Source organism: Pseudomonas sp. 2, from assembly GCF_056627435.1.
Map to the genome: position 1 here is coordinate 95,736 of NZ_JBWXNG010000022.1, position 21,575 is coordinate 117,310.

Below are 21,575 nucleotides of genomic sequence, written 5' to 3' on the forward strand. Positions count from 1 at the left end.
CGTACAACAATTCCAAGCTGGGGAGACGTTCATCATGTTCAATTTGAAGGGTGCTGCACAAGCACCGCTTGCTAAACCGCGTGGCGGAAAACGCTGGTTCGTTCTGGGGCTGCTGTGTCTGCTTGCACTGATCAATAACATCGACCGGCTGGCACTGTCGATCGCGGCGCCCGCAATGCAGCAGGAGCTCGGTATCAGTGCCACGGGCATCGGCTTGCTGGGCAGTGCGTTTTCCTTGTGCTATGCGATCGGGCAATTACCGTCCGGCTGGTTTGTCGATCGCTTTGGCCCTCGGCGTCTGCTCGGGCTATCGGTCATCATCTGGAGCGGGGCTACATCAGCAATGGGGTTCGTATCGAGCCTGCCAGCGTTCGCTGTTGCACGTGGATGCCTGGGGCTTGCCGAGTCACCCTCGCTGCCGTCGACCAGCAAGATCGTGAGTCAGTGGTTTCCCCGCCGCGAACACGGCCTGGCGAACGGCTGTTGGGATGCTGCACTGAAAGCCGGCCCGGCGTTCTTTACTGTGTTGCTGGTGTGGATCGTCGCCGCGTTCGGCTGGCGTTCGATGTTCATTGTGGCAGGAGTCGCGGGCGTGATCGTTGCGATCATTTTCATGTACTTCTATCGGGATCTGAATAAGAGCCCCCAGGTAACGGAAGAAGAGCTTGCATGGATCCGCCACGATCAGCCTGCCTCAGCAGACCACTGCCCCAAAACACCTTGGGCGAGCCTGTTCGGCAAGGCCACGATGTGGGGCATGATGGCTGGCTTCTTCTGCAACATGTGGGTCTACCAGATTTTTCTGGTGTTTATCCCGCTCTTCATCATCAACCAGTTCCACGTGCAGTACGCCTCTCTCGGGTTGATCGCGAGCATCCCTTGGGTCGGTGCAATGATCGGTGACCTGGTCAGTGGCATGATCTCTGAAAAGCTTTCCGGCCGCCTTGGCTGGACAAGCCTCAAAGCCAAGAAGGCGACCATCATTGCCTCCATGTTACTGCAGGCTCTGGTGCTTCTACTGATCCCGTTCAACGGCTGGTTTGGAGAGGGGTACGGACTGGGGATTGCGGTGACGTTGATGGCATTCGCTTTAGGATTCAACGGGGCCGTGGTCGCTCACGCGTGGGCATTACCCAGCGAATTTACCTCGCCTGGCACAGTCGCTTCCGTTGGCAGCATCCAGAACTTCGGCGGCTTCCTGGGCGCCACGCTGTCGCCTTTGGTAGCCGGCCTGATCGTTGATGCGACAGGCTCGTTCAATATCGTGTTCTTCATCTCCGCTGCTGTGGCTGTGCTCTCGGCGGTGTTCTATCACCTCGTCGTGCGTAAACCGATCGTGGCAACTGCCCCCCGTGCTGACGCCGACCCTATGACCAACGAGGCACTGGCATGAAAATCGAGAAGATTGAAACCTATGTATTGAAAAGCTCGCTCCAGAAGCCGTTTGCGTATTCTCAAGGCTGGGTAACAGGCCGCTCCACGACCCTGGTGCGCGTGGTGACGGACGACGGTATCGAAGGTTGGGGTGAAACGTTCAGCGTCGGGCTTCAACCGCCGGAAATCGCCCAGGCTGTCATCGAAAGCGCCTTGAAACCTTTGTTGATCGGCGCCGACCCGCTGGCGACCGATGTCCTCTGGGATACGATGTATCTACGCACCCGTGATTATGGCCGCAAGGGCGTGGTCGTAGGCGCCATCAGCGCAATCGACATCGCGCTATGGGATATCAAGGGCAAGGCAGCGGGTATGCCTGTGTGGCGGTTGCTCGGTGGTGCATTCCGGGATCGAGTCCAGTGCTACGCCACCGGTTTTTTCCGCAGCGAAGGGCAGGGGCAGGCACAAGCGATGGCCCAGGAGGCTGCGCGTCACGCAGCGTCAGGGTTTGACCGGATGAAAGTGAAGCTCGGCTTTGGCGTCGCTGATGACGTGCAGGTTATGAACGCGATCCGTCGTGAGATCGGCGAACATCGACAGTTGATGGTGGACGTCAATCACGGCTATGGCTCCAGTGACGCAATCAAGCTTGGCCGTGCGCTCGACGACTTTGATCTGCGCTGGATCGAGGAGCCGGTAGTCCCTGAGGATTTGGCAGGTTATCGTCGAGTACGTGAGGCGTTGGACACACCGATCGCGGGTGGCGAGGCCGAATTCTCACTTTACGGTTTCCGGGATCTTTTCGCTGCTGAAGCTGTGGATGTGGCTCAGCCTGATATCTGCCTGGCGGGTGGTTTCACCGCGTTGAAGCATATCAACGTGCTGGCCCAGGCACATGGGGTACAAGTCAACCCTCATGTGTGGGGAACAGCAGTCGGGCAGTATGCTTCGCTTCATGCAATCGCTAACACGCCCACGACACATTACTCGCTTTACGCCGATCAGCCTCTGTTCGAGTTTGATACTTCCGCGCACCCATTCCGAACCGCGCTGGTGGATCGACCGCTGGAGCATGAAGCGGGGTGGTTGACGCTACCTGACACACCGGGGCTGGGCTTTGAAATAGATCGGGAGTTTCTCGAAAAGCATCGGCAATAATCCCGCAGGGAGGATCACTCCGATCCTCCTTTCCATCCCAGATCCCGCGAGATGGCGTTGGCTGTCTCCTGGAGCGGCTTGAGTACCGTGCGCTGCATAGCTTCAAGGTTGCTCTTGGCTTTCAGCTCGATGATCGATACAGCTGCGACAACCTGCCCGCTGACGTCGCGAATCGGCGCGCCCAGACAGTTGATGTAATCCTCCAGTTCGCCATCATCCGTCGACCAGCCCCGCTCGCGAACATCCTCCAGGATTTCCAGATACGCCTGCTCAGTGGTAATGGTAGTGGGGGTAAACGGTTTGAACTCGTGGCCGGCCAGAAGGTGTTCCCGGGTTGCGGAGTCGGAAAAGGCGAGAATGGATTTGGCCACGCTCGCCGTATGCAGGCACACCGCGTCACCGACTCTTGAAGTCAGGCGGATCGAACGCTTGGGTTCGATCTTGTCGATATAGACGATCTGGTCGGCTTGCAGCTCCGCCAGATGTACGGTCTGATCGTAGAGCTCGCTCAGAGCGGTCAGCCGTGGACGAGCCAGCTTTACGAGCGCGAACTGATCCTGGGCATGCCAGGCCAGTGATAACAGGCCGGGGCCGATCCCGTAAGCGCCATCCGGCAGCTTTCGAATGAGTCGCTGAGCCATCAGCACCTCCATGATGCGAAGGGCAGTGGAGCGATGAACGTCCAGATGGCGCGATATTTCCGAAGGCGTCTGTGGTTTTTCGCCGACAAGCATGAGGACTTCGACGGCGCGTTCAATGCTTTGTGACACGGGATATCCTTTTATGCGAATACGGCGGCTCTTTGGCCGCCGTATCATCCTATCTGAAGCCGGGTAGTGTTTAGAAGGAAATGCTGGTCTTCAGGCCCAGCACGGTGACGCTGCTGGCGCCGTCCATGCCACTGGGATTGTGAACGTACTGTACATTGGGCCTCACAGAAATCGCAGGGGTGAGCGCGAAGTCATAGTAGAGCTCCAGAGGGTATTCTTCTCCTGGGATGGGTGCTCCAGTTGCGCCCACAGGCAACAGGCTATTCTGCTGACGGACACGTTTGGCGGACAGATCATTGACCTCCAGTCGAGCTGCGGCAAAACCGATCTCATCTTGAGGCCGTGAGGCGTATGGCGCGCTGTAGAACGCCCCGGCCTGCCATACGCGCTCGACGTACGACACATCCCTGTCTGACTGAATGAAGTTGGCAAACAACGTCAGGCCGCGTCCGGAGACCTCACTCGACTTCCAGACCTGCTGTTGGCCCATCAAATAATAGCCGTGCGCGCTGTGTTCCTCTCCTGGCTCGCCATCAGTCAGGCCGATGGGCTGGCCAGTCGAGTCGCGATACATGTCGGTGAAGTCCCCGGTGTTTTTCCAGATACCCAACCGATAAGTCCCTGGCATCGACAATTGGCTGGGTGACCATCCTGCTTCACCAACAGCCAGTAAACCGGTCGTGCCATGTGGACTGCCAAAGTTCATACCTTGCGAGTTTTTGGTGAAGCTGGGATTTACCTGGTATACAGCAGCCTGAACATAAGCGTCATCTCCGACTTTGGCATTGATCACGCCGCCCCACTGGCTGACGGGCCACGTGTACCAGTTCGGTGTGATATACCCGGGGACGGTGCCGCAGAAGGTCAGGTTCTGAAACTTGCAGCTGAATGGAAATATCTCGCCGCTCATCGGCAGCCGACCCACCTTGAACCACACCTTGTCATCCAGCAAGGACTGCTTGTAGTAGAACTGCGCTATGCGCGTGACGCTGCCGTAACCATAGATCTCCTGCTCGTTGAGCAGAGTGCCGAGCCCGGCTTCGGTATTCAGGTTTTCGCCATTGCGATTGTTCAGGCTCAACCGCACGCTGGCTCCCTTCAAGCCGAACAGTTTCTCCAGATTGAACTGGGTGTCGACCAGGATCTGATCGGCATAAGCGCTGTTGTGGTTATCGCCTCCATGGGCGGCGTAGGCATATTCGTTTGTATAGTTGAAGTTGAAGTCGACTCCCTGCTCATGCAAATCCTTGCGTGCCCCGTTCCAATCCCCCAGTAAGTAATTGGAGGCAGAGAAGTCCTCCGCGTGTGCTCCTGTCCAAGCGATCAGTGCAAGTCCTGCTGTGATGCATTTTTTCATCGTGTGCGCCTTTCTATTGTTTTTGTAGGCAAAGCAATCCCGTCCGGGTACTGGATGTGCCCGGGAGGCCTTTGGGTAAGATGAAACCCTAGGGTTTAGCCGCTGACGTATCCGCCATCGACGGCCAGCGTGGCGCCGGTTACATAACCGGCTGCAGTGGACGCCAGAAATAGCGCAGCGCCCACCAGGTCATCGGCATCGCCCCACCGTTTCAGGGCGGTGCGTTGCTCGATCTTTTGAGCGGGCTGTGGGTTGTCCCAAAGCTCGCGGGTCATGGCTGTTCGGTGGTAACCCGGCGCGATGGCGTTGACGCGAATACCCTTGTCTCCGAGTTGGTGAGCGAGGGCTCGCGTTAGGCCTAAAAGACCGCTCTTACTCGCGCAGTAACCAGGGACAAGCGGGTCAGCCAAATAGCTCAGCATCGAAGCGATGTTGATGATTGAGCCCTGGCTTTTGATCAGCAAAGGCTCTGCTGCAGAGGACAGGCGCATGACACTGCTCAAGTTGACTGACATCACTTCATGGAATGTAGCGTCGTCATACTCGTCGCCGGGTCGTGAGATACCTGCAGCGTTAACCAGGACGTCGAGCGATGAAAGTTCTGCTACGAAGGCGTTGATCGCGTCAGGGTCGGATACATCCAGCCGAGCGAACTGGATGGCGGGATATTGAGCCTTGAGCGGGTCAAGCTTCTTTTGTGAGGAGCCCGTGGCGATAACCGTTGCTCCCAGGGCATTGAAGCCGAGAGCGATTTCCAGACCGATGCCACTGGTACCGCCGGAGACGAGAACCTGCTTCTTGTTGAAGAGGCCAGGGCGGAAGTTTTCGATAATATGCTGCATTGATGGGCTCCGGGTTTATTGTTGTGTTTGTGCTTTAGCGCCAAAACGATCCATCGCCAGCAGGGCCTGGACGACCTGTGGCCAAGTGACGGGATAGGGTTCGTTGTGAATGATTTCGCCCTCTCGGCAAGCGCGTCTGGCCACATGTTCGAGTGCCGAGGGATTTGTCACATCCAGGCCTATGTGCGACAGGCGTGTCGGCAGCCCGACCTCTCTGCAGAACGCAAAGAGTTGTGAGCGCTCGTCTTCACGACCGTCAGTCAGGAACAATGAGGTCAACAGACCGATGGTGACTTTTTCGCCGTGCAGAAACTCGTGGCAGGAGGGTATTTCTGCGAGCCCATGGTGGATGGCATGGGCAGCAGCTACACCCGCTGATTCAAAACCTATCCCCGACAGCAAGACCGTCGCCTCGATGGTGGCCTCGAAGGCGTCGCTCAAACGTTGCGCGCGGCAATCGGTCACCGCCTGCCGCGCGTGAGCGAAGAGCGTGTCCCGGCAGAGGCGTGCGGCTTCCAGTGCAAGCCGGGTAGGGCGGCCTTCGCATAGATTCCGGGCACCTGATCGGACACAGGCATCTGCTTCGTACCAAGTCGCCAACGCGTCGCCGATACCACTGATGAACAGTCGCAACGGTGCCTTGATCAGGATCGAGGTGTCCACGATCACCATGGCCGGGTTTTGCGTCACGAACCGGTCATGCAGGACGTGACCATCGTCATCGTAAACCACTGCCAACGCAGAGCAGGGCGCGTCGGAGGCCGCCGCTGTCGGTACGCAAATGAACGCAATGCCCAAGTCATCGGCGGCCGCACGACCCGTATCGATCACCCTCCCGCCACCCATTGCAATGATTGCATCGCAGCCCTGCGCGCAGTCGCTCAAGGCATGGATGTTGGCGAGGGTGCAGCCCCCTGTTGCTCGCCTCACGCGGATGTCGAGGTTTTCCCAGCTATCAATGCGGGCTTCCAATGCCATGGCGACGGCTGAGTCGATCAGGCAGGCAAACGTGCCGCCAAGCCGGGCGAGTAGCCCGGGCAGCGTGTTCAAGGCATCAGGGCCTTGAACATAGCGGCCTGCGAACACGCTGCTGCGAATCATGACAGGCACTCTTGGCGACGGCTCGAGAGTTGGTCATTCAGGCGCTGCGGTGTGACCTCGTTCATCATGAGCGCCACGCCACGATCTGCGACAGCGTAGGTCGTGGCGTTGGTGTTGCCGCTGATGATGTTCGGCCAGGCAGATGCGTCGAACACCCGTAAACCTTCAATGCCGCGCACACGCATCTGATTGTCGAGCACAGCCATTGAATCATCGTCCCTGCCCATGCGGCAGGTGCCCACGGGGTGGTAAACGGTCTTCACCGTGCGCCGGCAATGCGCTTGCAACTCCTGGTCGGTGGCCGCGTCGCTTGCCGGGTAGACGATTCGGTCGACCATGCCTGCAAGCGGCCCGCTGCTTGCGATCTTGCGAGCCATCCGAATGCCGGCCACCGATAACCGCATGTCTTCCGGATCATGTAAATAGTTCGGCAAGACCAGAGGGGTGATGCTGGCGTCAGCTGAACGCAAGCTGATCTGGCCTCGGCTGCGCGGCCGCAGCAGGCAGCTGTTGAGCGTAAAGCCCCAGGTCGGTTGCTGGTCGGTGACGTCTGGATCCAGGTAGACCGAGGGGATGCAGAAAACCTGCAGGCTCGGTTCGGCCGATGGGTCATCCGGATTGAAGAACGCCCCGGCCTCTACGCCATTGGACGTCACAGGCCCACTCCCGAAGGCGAGGTACTGCAGGCCATTACGGATCTTGTTCCAGCCTTTGTCCTGGCCAAAGTAACCGTAAGGGCCGTTACAGAACGCGAGCACCGGGACTTCGTGATGGTCTTGCAGGTTCTGGCCGACACCCGGCAGATCAGTGTGTACGTCAATCCCGAACTCACGCAGTTGTGCAGCAGGGCCGAGCCCCGAGAGCATGAGCATCTGCGGACTGATCAGCGCGCCCGCCGTCACGATCACTTCGCCAGCGCCTGCGCGAACCGTTTGGTTGCCCTCACGGTATTCCACGCCTACGGCACGGTTGCCTTCGAGAAGAACCCGCTGTACTTGCGCACCGCAGACAATGGTCAGCCGGTCATCATTGAGCACCGGTGCCAGAAATGCATCGACGGCGCTGCATCGACGCCCGCCCGCAGCGGTGAGTTGGTAAAAGCCGGTACCCGTCTGCTGACCACTGTTGAAGTCTGCGTTGTAGGGGAAGCCGGCAGCCTGCGCTGACTGAACGAAGGCGCGGGACAGTTCATTGATGTTGGCGCCGTCGCTGACCTTTAGCGGGCCCTGGCTGCCATGCAGAGTGTTATGGAAGGTCTGGTTGCCTTCCATGTTGGTGAAGTGGGGCAGAAGGCTTTCAAAGCCCCAGCCCGCGTCGCCCGTGGTGTCTACCCACTCATCGTAATCGCGAGATTGACCGCGAATATAGACCATGGCATTGACCGAGCTTCCGCCGCCCAATACCCGCCCTTGCGGGATAGACGGCTGACGGCCGTCAAGGTGGGCGTGGGGGGCGCTCTTGTGAAACGTCATGTAGCGATCACTGTCCAGCAGCTTGACGAAGCCTGCCGGCATGCGGATCAGCGGATTGCGGTCGCGCGGGCCGGCTTCGAGCAGCAGCACGTTCAGCCCGTGATCCCTGACCAGGCGTCCTGCCGTCAGGCATCCAGCCGATCCCGCTCCGATGACGATCGCATCAAAGTTTTTCATTGTTTTCATGTGCGTTCCTAGAGTGCAGTTTCAGCGTCGATTCTGTTGCGCCAGGCCGGCAAGCACAGCGGCAGTGGCAATCACGACACCCTGTACGATCAGCTTCCCGGCCTCACCGGCACCGAATACATTGAGCAGGTTGAACAGCAGCATCAGGGCGAAGGCGGCCACGGTGGGGCCGACCAGCCCGCCACGTCCGCTACCGAACGTAATGCCTCCCAAGATGACCCCGGCGATGGAGTTCATGACAACATCAGCCCCCAGCTTTGTCGTACTAATCCCGACGTAACCAGAGAGAAGTACGCCCCCTAGCGCGGCCAGCATCCCCGCCGCCACGTGACTCGAAAGCAGCATTCTTCTGATAGGCAGCCCTGACAGGGTCGCGGCCTGGGGGTTGCTTCCCACCGCGCGCAGCAATCGGCCATAGACCAGCGCATGGAGCGGTATCGCAAGCAACACTGCGCAACCCAGCCAGATCAGTCCTGCCAGTGGGACTGGGCCGACACGGCCCTGGCCGATGTCTTTGATCGAATCAGGAACAGAGCCGGGTGCGTATCCAGTGCCCCACCACAGTACAAGCCCGGAGAGAATGGTGCCCGTGGCGAGGGTGACGATGACCGACGACGCCCGCATGGTGCAGATGAAAAAGCCGTTGACAGCACCGACCACGGCACCGGCAGCCAGGCACACCAGTACAAGCATCGGCATGGAAAAGTCAGCTACCCACGCAGTGGTCAGCACGTAGTTCACCAAGATGAATACGCCGCCAATCGATAGGTCGATCGAACGGCAACGCATCACCAACAGCTGCGCGCAGACTGCCAGCCCCAGCGGTGCGGCCTGACGAAAAATCACCATCTGGAATGGCATCTGCAACAGCATGGGTTTGAGCAGGGCGCAGTAGATGAAGAGCCCCAGGAGCACCCAGATTGATGGCGGGACAGCGATCAATGCGGCCCATGCTTTCTTTCGTGCGACGTGGTGCGTGGATGCCGCAGGACTATCGAGTTTCAATGTTCGTTGTACGCTCATGAATCACAATCCCAATTGTTGACGGCGACGCAGGCACACTGCCGCGAGCAAAAGACAGCCATTGACGACGGAGAGCAGGAACGGGTCGATTTGCACCAGATTCATACCGTTGCCGACCAGCCCCAGGAGGAGCGTCCCGCACAATGTACCCAGCACGCCGCCGATTCCGCCTGTCAACTGAGTACCACCCAGTGCGACTGCCGCAATCGAATCCAGGCTATAGGACGTGCCAACCCAAGGGTCGCCAGAGGAGATCCGGCCCGCCAGGAACACACCTGCCACCGCCGCAAACAGCGAACACATTACGTAGCTGGCGACTTGAGTACGCATCACCTTGACCCCAGCCAAGGCCGCGTTGTCTGCTCCACCACCGACGGCATAGAGATGCAGCCCGAATCGGGAACGGTTCAACAGTGTCCAGGCGAACAGCATGGCCAGGACGATCCAGAGCAAAGCGACAGGGATGCCACCTATCCAGGTGTTGGCCGCTGTGGCAAATCCGGAAGCGACACTGCCACCCGGCGCCGGGAGGATCAGCAACACGATGCCTTGCAGAACTGTCGCGCTGGCCAGCGTCATGATGATGGGGTGTACCCGGAATCGGGCAACGCCCAGGCCGTTTACCAGCCCCAGTAGTAAGGCTGAGCCAAACACCATTGCCAATCCGGCCAGCGGCGATTCAGCGTTGGCGAGCAAGGCGGTTGCCAGGCTGACCATAACGCCCACCGAGAGATCCAGACCATTGGTGAGAATGACCAGCGTTTGACCGATAGCGATTAGCAAGAGTGGTGTGGCTTGTACCAGTAGATTGCCGAGGTTCTCCGGGCTGCGAAACTGAGCAAAACAGATCGCCAGGACAAGCCCTGCGAGAAGCAGGAGCGCTGCGCACAGGTATTGGCCACCTTTGCGGCCGCGCATCATTTTCGTGTTCATGGTGCTACAGCCTCTGGCTGGATGGCTTCATGACGACTGACTGCCGCCTGAAGGATGTCTTCTTCGCTGGCGTTCTGCCCCAGACACTCTGCGACGATTTCCCCTTGGTTGACGACGAGAATCCTGTCGGCCAGGCCAATGACTTCCGGGAGTTCCCGGGAGGTGAACAGCACAGCACCGCCTTCATCGCAGAAAGCGCGCAGCGCATCATAGATTTCCGTTTTGGCGCCCACATCCACGCCGCGTGTGGGCTCCTCAATGACCAGCACTCTGGCACCGACGGCTAGCCAGCGTCCTAGCATCACTTTCTGCTGATTGCCGCCAGAAAGGGCACCGACAGCCAGACCTGGACTGTGCGCACGAATGCTTAGGCGTCTGAATAGTTGATCTACGAGTGCGTTACAGCGCTTGGCAGGCATCCATGGCCACCGGCGCTGGTTAACGCCCAGTGTAAGGTTGTCGTGGATCGGCAAATCCAGATAAAGCCCTTCACCCTTGCGATCTTCCGGCATGAACGCCAAGCCGCTTTCAAGCGCGTGACCACTGCCTTTACCTGGACGGACAGCGTTGCTTTCCCCTTGTGCAGAAGTGATGTGGATCTCGGCTTTAAAAGCAGCTTCGATTCCAACGAGTGCGCGCGCCATTTCGCGCTGCCCCTGTCCCTCGAGGCCCGCCAAACCGACGATCTCACCCTGACGCACATGGAATGCAACGGCAGAACTGTCGCTTGTCAGCCTTAAATCTTTGACCTCCAAAGCCGTTAGCGCTTGGCTCGGTGCCCGACGAGGCGGATATAGCTGACCGACATCGCGGCCTACCATCAACCCCAATAAGCGATCTTGATCCAGATCCTTGATTGGATGACTGCCGACCAGCTTGCCATCCTTGAGCACTGTGGCCGTGTCGCACAGAGTGAAGATTTCTCGCATGCGATGGGAGATGTAGAAAATGCATTTTCCCTGGTCGCGCAAAGAAAACAGCAGTTGCTCCAACTGCTCGACCTCCCTGGTACTCAGCGCCGCCGTCGGTTCATCAAAGATGAACACTTGCGCATCCACCGTCAGGCCTTTGGCAATCTCAACCGACTGCTGCTCGGCGACCGTCAAGCTGGACACGGTACGCCGAGGATCAATAGCCATCCCGACCTGCTGCAGCGCAGCGCAAGCCTTTTCTTCCATGGTGGTGCGATCCAGCAGGCCTGAGCGGCGAATCTCCCGGCCCAGGAACATGGTTTCCGCCACGCTCAGGTTGGGTACCAGGGAGAACTCCTGGAATACTGTGGAAATCCCTGCGTCCAACGCAGCCAGCGGTGAGCGGAAGCTCACCGGTTGACCACGCAGGAAGAGCTCGCCGGCACTGGGGCGCACCACGCCGGCGATGACTTTCATCAGGGTAGATTTGCCGGCACCATTTTCTCCGGTCACCGCGTGGATCGACCCCGCGTGGCCTTCGATACTGACACCAGACAACGACGGTACACCGTCATAGAACTTACTCACGTTGTGCGCCGATACGAGCGTCTGCATGATCGTGCTCCCGGTTTCAGTTCTTGCCGTAATACTTTTTCAACAAGTCGTCTGGCAAACCGCTTGGAGCCCAATAGTTGTCGTTCAGATCCGGGCGATAGAACTGATCAAGCGTCTGCTGAGTGACGGGGGTAGGGCGTGCTACGTAGTGTTTATGCAACGGCTTGCCTTGCAGCAGGGCAATAGCGGCACGAACCCCCGCGCTCCCTTGCTCTGACGGAAAAACGGCGGCCATTGATGTGGCGCCGCTTTCTTTCCAGGCCTTCATGAACCCGTTGTTGCCTTCGCCTGTGATGGGCGGAACGGGCTTGCCGAATTCTTTGAAAACGTCGATGCAGGCGCGGCTCATGTCGCCACCGCTCGACCAGATACCGTCTACATCCGGGTTGCTCAGCATCAACGCTTCGCAGACCTGCTTGCCTTTGTTGTACGACCAGTCCCCATACTGCTCGGCAGCAATCTTGATGTTCGAGCCTTTGAGCCCTTCCTTCATGCCCTCGTAGCGAGTGATATCTGCGGCAACACCCGCCTGACCGCGCAAAACCCAAATGTTGCCTTTGCCTTTGAGGGTATCGACGAGAAATTGGCCGCCGACCTTACCGAAGTAACGGCCTTCAGCCTGAATCTCAGTGGTGTATTTGTCGGTATCGACTTCTGTCGAGTGGACAATCACCGGGATACCGGCGGCGGTCGCTTTCTCAATGACAGGGGTCAGGGCGGTGTAAGAAACCGGAGCAATGATGATCGCATCGACCTTCTGCGCAATCATGTCCTCAATGTCGGCGATCTGTTTGGCGGGTTTGGATTGAGCGTCCGCGAAAACCAGTTCCTTGATTTCTTTATGCAGGCCGGCTTCGTAACGGGTTTCGTGCGCCAGCTGAGTCATCCAGGTATTTCCGAACCCCCAGATGCTGAAGCCCACTCGCCACGGCCCGGTTTTTTTGAACTGATCCTGTGCGGTCATGGGATTGTCGCCTTCGCGCACAGCCAATCCTTTCATCAGATCCGAAGCGTCGTCGGCCCAAACAGGGGTGTTTAGCAAGGCTGCCAGCACAGAGGCCAGCACGATCTTTTTCTTGTGTTTCATAGACGGCTCTTCTTGTTGTTGAGTTTGAGCTTGCAATGTTGCATCTGGCATGTAACATATTAGACATCACATGGGATGTCAAACCACGTTAGTCTTGCTACCCGAGAATCCCAGAATAAGGAGCTACACCGTGAGTACGTCGTGGACACCTATCCAGCACACACACCTGACTGACCTTGTTTATCAAGCGGTTAGAGACCGAATCCTCAGTCGTGCGATCAAGATCGACGAGCAGGTCAACGTCGAAGAAGTGGCTGCTGAGTTGCAGGTGAGTCGCACCCCAGTGGTGGATGCGATCAAGCGTCTGGCGTCGGAGGGGCTTGTTGAGGTGCGTTCGCGACGGGGAACTTTTGTGCGCGGCATCACCGAACAGGATCTGGTTGAGATTTTTCAGATTCGCGAGGCGGTCGAGCTCTTTGCAGCGCGTTACGTCATCGAAAACGACGTGCACGGCAGTGTGGTTGAAGAGATGAGGGCGCTGCTCAAAACCATGAGCGAAGCCATCACCGATACGTCGTTCAAGGACTACTCAGCGTTCACGCGGGCTGATCGCGCTTTTCATAGCGTGATGATCGATGCGTGCAACAACAAGCGAATGAAGGACACCTACGAAAACCTGAATGTGCATCTGCACATCATGCGGGGGCATTTCTTCAAGGATCTGGAGCCGCCCAAGCGCGTGCATGCCGATCACACCGAAATCCTCGCCGCTATTGAAGGCCGCGACTACGTCGTCGTGGAACGCATCATTCGTCAGCACTTGAAGTCGATCGAAGCCAAGATGCTGGACAACATTCGCAAGGCCGGAGGGGTTCTCTGACGCGCTGGCGTTTGCAGCGTAACTTCGGCCAGGCCCACGGTTCTACAACAACAATCCCGAGGCTCAACCATGTCAGATGTACTGCTAGCTGTCGGCACCTATACCCAACACATGCCGCATGTGGAAGGGAAAGGTGAGGGCATCCACCTGCTACGTTTCGATCCCGCTAGTGCCCGTCTAGCGCCGGTCAGCGTATTCAAGGCGGACTACAATCCGTCCTATCTCACCCACTCACGTGGTTTTCTCTACACAGTGCGTGAAGTGGGAGAAGACCAGAATCCGGGGATCAACGTCTTCAGTCTTGATGCGGCATCTGGCCGCCTGGATCTGGTACAGGAGGTTGCGCTTCCTGGTAGCTGGCCTTGTCACGTTCAGGTCGACGAAGGGACAGGACTGCTGGTTGTTTCCAACTACCTTTCGGGTGAAGGGCTGGTTCTGCGGTTAGGTAATGATGGCTTGATCATGGGCGAGCCACAGGTACTTCGCCGCCAGGGTAGCGGCCCGAATACCGACAGGCAGGAAGCACCGCATGCTCACGGCTCGGTAGTCAGTCCTGATGGGCGGTGGATGTACCTCGCCGATTTGGGTATTGATGCGATTGCCCGATATCCGCTGCAGGGTACCGAAGTGCAGGACACGCCTGATCTGCTTTTACCTGCCGTGCCAGGTGCAGGCCCGCGTCATGTCGCCTTTACGCCAAGCGGCCGATACCTGCTCGGCAACTTCGAGCTGTCGTCATCTGTGGCGCTTTTCAATATTGATGGCGATACCGTCACACGCCGCGCCGAGGTCTCGGCGCTGCCGGCAGACTTCACCGCAGAGAGCGGCGTCGGCGGAATGCACATTCATCCTTCTGGTCGTTTCGTCTATGTGGCCAACCGTGGCCATGACAGCATTTTTGCGGCCCGCATCGATGAAGAAATGGGAGCCTTGCTGCCGATCGGCAACTGGCCGTCGGGCGGCCGAACCCCACGTGACTTTGCGATCAGCCCATGCGGCAATTTTTTACTTTGCGCCGCTCAGGATGACCCGGTGATTCGTATTTTCCGTATTGATCAGAGCACTGGCGGGTTGACCCAGGCGGGTGACGATTACGCGATCAACAGTGCTGTCTGCCTGCACTTTGTTTCCAAGGAGTAACACCGAATGACAACAGTGAATTCCGTACGCAAAGTCATGGTGACAGGGGCAGGCGGCAACTTGGGGCAGAAGGTGGTCGAAGCACTGGCTCGAGAGCCGTGGTGTGAGAAAGTCGTAGGTGTGGTGCGTACCGCGGACAGATCAAAATTCTCAGACGTTGCCTTGGAGCGGTTGGAGCTTGTGGAGAGCGATCTCACGCGCCGCGATGGCGCTTGGGTGGAACACCTGAAAGGCGTCGACGCAATCATCCACTTCGCGGCACTCAACCCTCTTCCGGACTCGACCTGGGAGCAGGCCCTCGCATCCTATGACATGACGCTGAACCTTTTGCTCGAATCCGCAAGGCAAGGTGTTCAACGGTTTGTGTTCGCGTCGTCAAATCACGCCATGGGCGCCTATAAGGATCTGCCTCTATCGGCGCAAATGGGGCCTGGGAAATTAACGACGTCACTCACGCCAGCGCCTGGCACTCGCTGGTTTGATGGAACGCATGAAGTGCATTCCTTTGCTTATGGGTCATCGAAGGTGATGGCCGAAAAGTTGTGCGCGTCCGTTGCCGAGCTGGCCAAAGGTGAGCTGACCTGTGTCTCCGTGCGAGTGGGCTGGGCGTTGACGGGGGACAACGATCCGCGAGACATCACGCACTCGGGATCTCCCGCGTCCACCGCAGAAGAGCAGCAGTTGGATGACGACGCTCGTCGAGCGCTGCGCTGGTTCCGCAACATGTGGCTGTCGAATCGCGATCTGGGCAACCTGTTTGCTTGCGCCGCCAGGGCCGATAGCAGCCGCTGGCCTTCGAGCGCCGTCACTGTAAACGGGGTTTCGAATAATCACGGGATGGACTGGGATCTCTCCAGTGCCCGCCAATATTTGGGTTACGAGCCTAAAGACGACGCTTACCAGCACGTCCAGGCATAGTGGCGGTCGCAGATATGATTACTTCTAATGTCCATGACCTGCGGCTTCAGGCGAAGGCAAGACTGCCACGGATGTTCTTCGACTATATCGATGGGGGTGCGTTTGCCGAGCGGACGCTGACCTGGAACGTGGAAGACTTCGACCAGTGGTGGCTTGAGCAACGCATCATGGTCGATCTGAGCGAGCGGGATCTGTCTGCGCGCTTTCTGGGGCGCGACTACCAACTGCCCATAATGCTCGCTCCAGTCGGCTTTTCTGGAATGTTCTGGCCAAATGGGGAAGTCGAGGCGGCGAAAGCCGCGCGACAAGCTGGCATCCCTATGTGCCTTTCCACCTTCTCGATCAATTCGATCGAGGAGGTGGCAGAGCATATGTCGCCCGGCGACCTGGCGTTTCAACTCTACGTTTTCAGAGACAGAGTACTGGCTGCCGAGTTGCTCGCCAGAGCACAGGCGGTGGGCGTCGACACCTTATTCATCACAGCGGATACAGACATCTCGTCAATTCGCGAACGGGACACTCGCAACGGTTTTCGGACAGCCGCGTCTTTGAACTTTGCTGCTCTCCGGGATTTTGCAACACGACCGGGTTGGTGCATGCGCATGGCTCGCCAAGGCATGCCTCAATTGGGCAATGTGCGAGGGCGCGCAGGTTTGCCAGATACGTTGATGGCGCAAGCCTCTTACCTGTCAGGCAATGTCGACCCGAGCATGACCTGGGCGGATCTTGAATGGCTGCGCGAGCGTTGGCCCGGAAGAATCGTGCTCAAGGGAGTGCTTTCAGTGGACGACGCACACAGGGCGCTGGAGTCTGGAGTCGATGCCATCGTCGTATCCAATCATGGTGGTCGCCAGCTTGATGGCGCGCGTTCAAGTATTTCGGCGCTGCCTGAAATATCTCGCTTTATTGATGGGCGCATCCAGGTGTTGTTCGACGGCGGGATACGACGAGGCAGCGACGTGATCAAAGCACTTGCCCTGGGGGCTGACGCCGTGTTGATTGGCAGGGCATTCGCGTACGGGTTGGCCGCTAACGGACGTCAGGGGGTACTCGATGCCATCGACTTCATTCGCGCTGAAGCAGAAATCACACTGGCATTAATGGGGATGACTCGCACACAGCATATAAAGACCGTATCGAGGGAGATTATCCATCCAAGAAACACGGGCTCAGCCATGGAGCCCATCACCATGGCACCGACCGCCGGAATGTAAAGCTATGGGGTTACAGGCTGACTGTGGCCCCTGCGCTGTCTCACTGAGTCCTCAAGCTTTTGTGCCGGGCCGGGCAGGTCAAAGATCATGGGGATCCTGCTGAGCGCACATACGTTGCGACAGTTGTCAGCAACTCCAGAAAACATTTCTGAAGCAGCGTTGGGCGCCAATCGATTCTGGTGGTCACGGCGATCGTTCGCCACGAGGTCTGCGGGGGGGATCCGATTTCCACCAGCTGTCCAGAAAGGCTCTCCAGACGGAATTGATCTCGAGACATCAGCGTTAACCAGTTGCCCTCAAGCATGAGTCCGCGCTTTATGGTCAATGAGCCGCATTGCACTCGAAGCAGTGGCGGCATCAGTCCATTGATCTTGAACATGCTCTCCCAACCCTCACGCATAGGGGTGCCTGGCGCTGGCATCACCCAGTCGTGCTTAAGAAGGTCGTCCATGGCGAATGACAGCTTCCCGTGCAACGGATGACCTGCACGCCCGACAATGACCAACTCATCATCGAATAAAGAGCGCTGGGTCACGTCAGTTTCCGGGATTGCCTCCCGTCGCGAACCAATCAGCAGATCGACGTCACCCTGACGCAGGTGCATCAGCAATTCAGCGTAGGGGCCTTCGATGATGTCGACGGACGCCAGTGGCCATTGAGCGCAGAACTGAGCGAGTACCTTGGGGAGAAACCATGCCCGCGCCACCGGCAAGACACCTATGCGCAAGTTGCCTGCGGAACCGTTGTGGCGGGCTGCCGTTTCTTCGATGCCGGCTCGTAGTTCCGCCAGCATGAGGCGCACGAAATGCATCAGACGTTCGGCAGGGGCAGTGGGACGTATCGTTCTTCCCGAGCGCTCAAGGAGCGGGATTTCCAGTACATCCTGTAACTCGCGCATGGCCCGGTGTAGGGAGGGTTGAGAAAGACCCAACTGCTGCGCCGCTCTGGTGTAGCTTCCGGCGCCGACTACCGACACCAGTGATCTTAATTGGCTCATGCTGATGCGTTGGTCAAGGCGCGAAAGTACGGCTTTCCCGTGACCGCGACGGATATGGCCGACGCCGCGCACGAGATAAGCCAGGGCCTGCTCGGTACGGTCACAAAACTGCTTACCCTGCGCGGTCATGGCGACACCGCCTGTCCGACGCTCGAAAAGACGAGTATCAAGCATGCGCTCGATCTTGCTGATCGCCTGTGCCAATGCAGGCTGGGATAGATTGACTTCCTTGGCTGCCAGGCTGATGTTGCCGGTGCGTGCAACCTCCAGCAGAGCCCCCAAGTGTCTTAAGTTGAGCGAATAGACTTCATCCATCAATACATTCTTTAGCTAGAACCAATAGCTGGATCGTAATTCGAATTTCCCCCTTCGTATAGATCCATGGATAGTTGGCGCTGAGCGGATGCGTTAGCGAACGAATAAAAAATCAATCAATAGCTAATCCGAATACCCGTCATCTCGAGAGTCGAGGCACTTGTGAAGCTGCTTGATACCCACACCCATGTCATTTCCCCTGATCGTGACCTTTTCCCGACCGACCCTATTGGCGGTCACCAGTCTGAATGGTCGCGTGCCCGTCCAGTCGATGCCGCCGGCCTGCTGCGTGCCATGGACGCCGCCGAAATCGAACAAGCCGTCGTCGTACAGGCCTCGACGGTATATGGTCATGACAACCGCTACGTTGCGCAGACTGTGAGAGCCCATAGCGACCGTCTGGTTGGCGTTTACTCCCTCGACGCCCTGGCTGCTGACGCGGTGGAGAAGATCGCCTACTGGCAGGATCAGGGTCTGTCTGGTTTTCGGCTTTTCACGACGGGAAGCACCATGCCCGGGCAGGGCGACTGGCTCGGACATGAAGATTCCTATCCGGCATGGGCTTATGCCGAGGCGAATGCCATTCCGGTTTGCCTGCAGATGACGATGGAGGGCATCCCGGCATTGCGCAGTCTGCTGGAACGTTTCCCCAAGGCGATCGTATTGCTTGATCACTGCGCCCGTCCGGTGTTGGATCAAGGAGCTCCGTACGCAGCGGCTCAGTCGCTTATGGAGTTGGCAGCATTCCCGGGTGTGCATCTGAAGCTGACCAACCGCACCCTGGCCGCTGCCAGCGAAGGGCGATCGACGCCGATCGACTTTCTGCGAACGCTGATTACGGCCTTTGGTGCCGATCACATCGCCTGGGGCTCCAACTTCCCGGCTGCGGCAGGGACGCTGGCAGAGCTCGCCCAAACCGCACGTTCAGTCCTGAGCCAGCTGTCGGCATCGGAGCAACAGGCCATTGCCAGTGGCACTGCGCAGCAGCTGTATTCGTTTGCCCCACGGGAGTCGCGTTGATGAAGCCGGCTGTGACGCTGCGTACTGTGCTGGGCAGATACCCTCACACAACGGCGCTGTATTCGGGCGAACTGGTGGGTCCTGGTTTAAACCTGGATCTGCAGAACATCCCGGTCGTGCACAAGGCCTTTACGCCCATGGTCCGCGAGCAGGCTTACGACTTTTGCGAGCTGGCGGTGGTCACTGCGTTACAGGCCATCGCCTATGACCGACCTGTGGTATTGCTGCCGGCGGTTGTCGCGTCGCGCTTCCAGCGGGGCTGCCTGATTGGCTTCGGCCCCAATGGTGTACCTGACGAAAGCGATCTGGTTGGTAAACGCGTCGGCGTACGCGCCTACACCCAGACGACGGGCATGTGGGTCCGCGCCCACCTGGCTGAAGATCACGGCCTGGATCTCTCCAAGGTTCACTGGATCACCCACGACCCGGCGCATGTCGAGCAGTACCGTAATCCTGACTATGTGGTGCAGATTCCAGGCGAGAAGGGTTCGGTGCAGATGTTGCGCGAGGGCGATGTGCAGGCGGCGATTCTGGGCAACGACTTGCCCAAAGGTGACGAGTACGTGCCGCTGATCAAGGATGCTGCCAATCGCGACCTGGCCTGGTGGGGCAAGCATCGCTTCATGCCGATCAACCACCTGGTGGTTGCCAGCCATAAAGCGTGCGGTGACCAACCCGATGCGATCCGTGGAGCCTACGAACTGCTGCGCGAATCCGACCGTCGAAGTACAGGTCAGCTGCGCGAGGTCGATAAGCCCTGCCCGACGATCTTCGGATTCGATAATCTGGCGGGCCCACTTGAGTTCACCATTGAAGCCTGTTTCCAACAGGGGCTGATACCTCGGCGCCTGACCTTACAAGAAGTGTTCGCCCCTGCGCGCAAGTTGCTGGGCAGCAACGCCGAATAAGCGGCTCCAGGCCGCTTCACCCCTTATCCAGGAGTCCGTCATGACTCGCACTATTTCATCCACTGCTGACGTCACAACTCGGCCCAAGAAGCGTTTTTACGAAGACCTCACCTTTCAAGTGCTGACCGGCATGGTATTGGGCGTGGCCGTGGGTGCGCTGGCACCGGACATTGGCCAGAACCTCAAGCCCTTGGGGGATGTGTTCATTCGTCTGATCCAGATGGTGGTCGGCCTGATCATCTTCTGCACCGTTACCCACGGCATTGCCAGCGTTCGCGACCTGGGCAAGGTGGGTCGCATCGCGATCAAGGCCATCGTTTACTTTGAAGTGATCACGACTCTGGCGCTTGTGATCGGCCTTGTGACCATCAACATCCTCAAACCCGGCGTGGGAATGAACATCGATCCGGCGCTGCTGCGCACGGCGGGCGAGGCGGTGCACCCGGCTTCCAATATGAGCCTGGGCGAATTTTTGCTCAATCTGGTACCCAAGACAGCGCCTGGTGCATTCGCTGAAGGCGAAATCCTGCAGATTCTGGTTTTTTCAGTGCTGTTTGCCTGTGGTCTGGCTTCGCTGGGCGACAAGGCCCAGCCCGTGTTGAACGTGGTCGAAACGGTGTCCCAAGCGCTGTTCTGGGTGATTCGCCTGGCCATGAAGCTCGCGCCGATCGCTGCATTTGGGGCCATTGCCTTCACGGTTGCCAAATTTGGGCTCAAGTCGCTGGTGCCGCTGGCGGCGCTGGTTGGAGAGTTCTACCTGACCTGCGCAATCTTCTTCGTGATCGTTCTTGCGCCGGTCGCCTGGTACGCCGGTTTTAGCCTGCTGAAATTGATGCGCTACATCCGCGAAGAGCTGATTCTGGTGATTGGCACCAATTCTTCAGAGAGCGTATTTCCGCAACTGATCGCCAAGCTGAAGCGGTTGGGTGTTGAGGAGTCGGTCGTGGGTCTGGTGCTGCCAACCGGCTACAGCTTTAACCACGATGGCACCTGCCTGTATTTCGCCGCCGTCGCCGTGTTCCTCGCCCAGGCCACGGGCACGGCACTGGGTTGGGAGCAACAGCTCTCCCTGTTGTTTGTGCTGCTGGTGACCTCCAAGGGCGGTGCGGGCGTGGCAGGTTCTGCCATCGCAGTGTTGGCCATGACCCTGGCCGCCACAAAATCCATCCCCGTGAGCAGCATCGCCCTGATCCTGGGCGTGCACCGAATCATGGCTTCAGCGTTTGTCTTCACCAACATCGCTGGCAACTGCGTAGCGACCCTGGTGGTCGGCAAGTGGGAAAACGCCATTGACCGCAGGCGACTGCACAGCGAGCTGGACGCAGGCTACCGAGAAGCCTGACACCCACGTTTTACCCCTAAAAAACAATAACGAGAACCGGTTTGCGGGTGCGCAAGGGAGACGCGCACCCAA

At 58.3% G+C, this 21,575-nt stretch carries 19 protein-coding genes; 9 read left to right on the forward strand and 10 right to left on the reverse strand.

All coding sequences use genetic code 11. The features are described from left to right. The first annotated feature begins 34 nt into the window (after positions 1–34). Positions 35–1,393 carry an MFS transporter gene (locus AC1MEK_RS27270; RefSeq protein ID WP_480399354.1) on the forward strand — a complete coding sequence of 453 codons (1,359 nt, stop codon included), beginning with the start codon at positions 35–37 and terminating at the stop codon, positions 1,391–1,393. Further along, positions 1,390–2,532 carry a mandelate racemase/muconate lactonizing enzyme family protein gene (locus AC1MEK_RS27275; RefSeq protein ID WP_480399355.1) on the forward strand — a complete coding sequence of 381 codons (1,143 nt, stop codon included), beginning with the start codon at positions 1,390–1,392 and terminating at the stop codon, positions 2,530–2,532. Before AC1MEK_RS27270 ends, AC1MEK_RS27275 begins: the two co-directional genes overlap by 4 nt. 14 nt (positions 2,533–2,546) lie before the next feature. Here AC1MEK_RS27275 and AC1MEK_RS27280 read toward each other — a convergent pair whose 3' ends face one another. The 9 genes from AC1MEK_RS27280 to AC1MEK_RS27320 all read right to left on the reverse strand — a co-directional run bounded on the left by AC1MEK_RS27280 (position 2,547) and on the right by AC1MEK_RS27320 (position 12,829). Continuing rightward, on the reverse strand, positions 2,547–3,302 hold the full coding sequence (locus AC1MEK_RS27280) for an IclR family transcriptional regulator (protein WP_480399356.1): 756 nt from the start codon (positions 3,300–3,302) through the stop codon (positions 2,547–2,549). A gap of 70 nt (positions 3,303–3,372) precedes the next feature. Beyond that, the gene (locus tag AC1MEK_RS27285) at positions 3,373–4,659 is read right to left on the reverse strand and encodes a carbohydrate porin (protein ID WP_480399357.1); all 1,287 of its coding nucleotides are present in this window, start codon (positions 4,657–4,659) and stop codon (positions 3,373–3,375) included. Positions 4,660–4,754: 95 nt separating this feature from the next. Further along, on the reverse strand, positions 4,755–5,501 hold the full coding sequence (locus tag AC1MEK_RS27290; protein ID WP_480399358.1) for an SDR family NAD(P)-dependent oxidoreductase: 747 nt from the start codon (positions 5,499–5,501) through the stop codon (positions 4,755–4,757). Positions 5,502–5,516: 15 nt separating this feature from the next. Further along, on the reverse strand, positions 5,517–6,602 hold the full coding sequence (locus tag AC1MEK_RS27295) for a glycerol dehydrogenase (RefSeq protein ID WP_480399359.1): 1,086 nt from the start codon (positions 6,600–6,602) through the stop codon (positions 5,517–5,519). After that, positions 6,599–8,260 carry a GMC family oxidoreductase gene (locus tag AC1MEK_RS27300; RefSeq protein WP_480399360.1) on the reverse strand — a complete coding sequence of 554 codons (1,662 nt, stop codon included), beginning with the start codon at positions 8,258–8,260 and terminating at the stop codon, positions 6,599–6,601. The genes AC1MEK_RS27295 and AC1MEK_RS27300 overlap by 4 nt, the downstream gene beginning before the upstream one ends. Positions 8,261–8,281: 21 nt before the next feature. Continuing rightward, positions 8,282–9,283: an ABC transporter permease gene (locus tag AC1MEK_RS27305; RefSeq protein ID WP_480399361.1), complete on the reverse strand. Its 1,002-nt coding sequence runs from the start codon at positions 9,281–9,283 to the stop codon at positions 8,282–8,284. A 3-nt stretch (positions 9,284–9,286) separates the two neighbouring features. Next, positions 9,287–10,216: an ABC transporter permease gene (locus AC1MEK_RS27310; RefSeq protein ID WP_480399362.1), complete on the reverse strand. Its 930-nt coding sequence runs from the start codon at positions 10,214–10,216 to the stop codon at positions 9,287–9,289. Then, positions 10,213–11,742: a sugar ABC transporter ATP-binding protein gene (locus AC1MEK_RS27315; protein ID WP_480399363.1), complete on the reverse strand. Its 1,530-nt coding sequence runs from the start codon at positions 11,740–11,742 to the stop codon at positions 10,213–10,215. Before AC1MEK_RS27315 ends, AC1MEK_RS27310 begins: the two co-directional genes overlap by 4 nt. Before the next feature lie 16 nt (positions 11,743–11,758). Then, positions 11,759–12,829 (reverse strand): substrate-binding domain-containing protein, encoded by a 1,071-nt coding sequence (locus AC1MEK_RS27320; RefSeq protein ID WP_480399364.1) that lies wholly within the window; start codon positions 12,827–12,829, stop codon positions 11,759–11,761. A 130-nt stretch (positions 12,830–12,959) separates the two neighbouring features. Between AC1MEK_RS27320 and AC1MEK_RS27325 the strand changes: the two genes are divergently transcribed. From AC1MEK_RS27325 to AC1MEK_RS27340, 4 genes are all read left to right on the forward strand, one after another. Beyond that, positions 12,960–13,649: a GntR family transcriptional regulator gene (locus AC1MEK_RS27325; protein ID WP_480399365.1), complete on the forward strand. Its 690-nt coding sequence runs from the start codon at positions 12,960–12,962 to the stop codon at positions 13,647–13,649. A 69-nt stretch (positions 13,650–13,718) separates the two neighbouring features. Then, positions 13,719–14,789 carry a lactonase family protein gene (locus AC1MEK_RS27330; RefSeq protein WP_480399366.1) on the forward strand — a complete coding sequence of 357 codons (1,071 nt, stop codon included), beginning with the start codon at positions 13,719–13,721 and terminating at the stop codon, positions 14,787–14,789. A 6-nt stretch (positions 14,790–14,795) separates the two neighbouring features. Next, positions 14,796–15,707: an NAD-dependent epimerase/dehydratase family protein gene (locus AC1MEK_RS27335; protein ID WP_480399367.1), complete on the forward strand. Its 912-nt coding sequence runs from the start codon at positions 14,796–14,798 to the stop codon at positions 15,705–15,707. Positions 15,708–15,721: 14 nt separating this feature from the next. Then, positions 15,722–16,921 (forward strand): alpha-hydroxy acid oxidase, encoded by a 1,200-nt coding sequence (locus tag AC1MEK_RS27340; protein ID WP_480399368.1) that lies wholly within the window; start codon positions 15,722–15,724, stop codon positions 16,919–16,921. 85 nt (positions 16,922–17,006) lie between these two features. On the opposite strand, the gene AC1MEK_RS27345 is transcribed toward AC1MEK_RS27340, so the two are convergent. Further along, positions 17,007–18,233: a LysR family transcriptional regulator gene (locus AC1MEK_RS27345; protein WP_480399369.1), complete on the reverse strand. Its 1,227-nt coding sequence runs from the start codon at positions 18,231–18,233 to the stop codon at positions 17,007–17,009. Between the two features lie 162 nt (positions 18,234–18,395). On the opposite strand from AC1MEK_RS27345, the gene AC1MEK_RS27350 reads away from it, so the two are divergent. Genes AC1MEK_RS27350 through dctA form a run of 3 tightly spaced genes read left to right on the forward strand, consistent with a single transcriptional unit; the run spans position 18,396 to position 21,503 of the window. Further along, the gene (locus tag AC1MEK_RS27350; protein ID WP_480399370.1) at positions 18,396–19,253 is read left to right on the forward strand and encodes an amidohydrolase family protein; all 858 of its coding nucleotides are present in this window, start codon (positions 18,396–18,398) and stop codon (positions 19,251–19,253) included. Beyond that, positions 19,253–20,161 carry a substrate-binding domain-containing protein gene (locus AC1MEK_RS27355; RefSeq protein WP_480399371.1) on the forward strand — a complete coding sequence of 303 codons (909 nt, stop codon included), beginning with the start codon at positions 19,253–19,255 and terminating at the stop codon, positions 20,159–20,161. The genes AC1MEK_RS27350 and AC1MEK_RS27355 overlap by 1 nt, the downstream gene beginning before the upstream one ends. A gap of 40 nt (positions 20,162–20,201) precedes the next feature. Continuing rightward, positions 20,202–21,503 carry a C4-dicarboxylate transporter DctA gene (gene dctA / locus AC1MEK_RS27360; protein WP_480399372.1) on the forward strand — a complete coding sequence of 434 codons (1,302 nt, stop codon included), beginning with the start codon at positions 20,202–20,204 and terminating at the stop codon, positions 21,501–21,503. The last annotated feature ends 72 nt before the right edge of the window (positions 21,504–21,575 follow it).

Coding starts and splice junctions, on each gene's coding strand:
- AC1MEK_RS27270 (WP_480399354.1), top strand. CDS start 35: ATGTTCAATTTGAAGGGTGCTGCACAAGCACCGCTTGCTAAACCGCGT.
- AC1MEK_RS27275 (WP_480399355.1), top strand. CDS start 1,390: ATGAAAATCGAGAAGATTGAAACCTATGTATTGAAAAGCTCGCTCCAG.
- AC1MEK_RS27285 (WP_480399357.1), bottom strand. CDS start 4,659: ATGAAAAAATGCATCACAGCAGGACTTGCACTGATCGCTTGGACAGGA.
- AC1MEK_RS27290 (WP_480399358.1), bottom strand. CDS start 5,501: ATGCAGCATATTATCGAAAACTTCCGCCCTGGCCTCTTCAACAAGAAG.
- AC1MEK_RS27295 (WP_480399359.1), bottom strand. CDS start 6,602: ATGATTCGCAGCAGCGTGTTCGCAGGCCGCTATGTTCAAGGCCCTGAT.
- AC1MEK_RS27300 (WP_480399360.1), bottom strand. CDS start 8,260: ATGAAAACAATGAAAAACTTTGATGCGATCGTCATCGGAGCGGGATCG.
- AC1MEK_RS27305 (WP_480399361.1), bottom strand. CDS start 9,283: ATGAGCGTACAACGAACATTGAAACTCGATAGTCCTGCGGCATCCACG.
- AC1MEK_RS27310 (WP_480399362.1), bottom strand. CDS start 10,216: ATGAACACGAAAATGATGCGCGGCCGCAAAGGTGGCCAATACCTGTGC.
- AC1MEK_RS27315 (WP_480399363.1), bottom strand. CDS start 11,742: ATGCAGACGCTCGTATCGGCGCACAACGTGAGTAAGTTCTATGACGGT.
- AC1MEK_RS27320 (WP_480399364.1), bottom strand. CDS start 12,829: ATGAAACACAAGAAAAAGATCGTGCTGGCCTCTGTGCTGGCAGCCTTG.
- AC1MEK_RS27330 (WP_480399366.1), top strand. CDS start 13,719: ATGTCAGATGTACTGCTAGCTGTCGGCACCTATACCCAACACATGCCG.
- AC1MEK_RS27335 (WP_480399367.1), top strand. CDS start 14,796: ATGACAACAGTGAATTCCGTACGCAAAGTCATGGTGACAGGGGCAGGC.
- AC1MEK_RS27340 (WP_480399368.1), top strand. CDS start 15,722: ATGATTACTTCTAATGTCCATGACCTGCGGCTTCAGGCGAAGGCAAGA.
- AC1MEK_RS27345 (WP_480399369.1), bottom strand. CDS start 18,233: ATGGATGAAGTCTATTCGCTCAACTTAAGACACTTGGGGGCTCTGCTG.
- AC1MEK_RS27355 (WP_480399371.1), top strand. CDS start 19,253: ATGAAGCCGGCTGTGACGCTGCGTACTGTGCTGGGCAGATACCCTCAC.
- dctA (WP_480399372.1), top strand. CDS start 20,202: ATGACTCGCACTATTTCATCCACTGCTGACGTCACAACTCGGCCCAAG.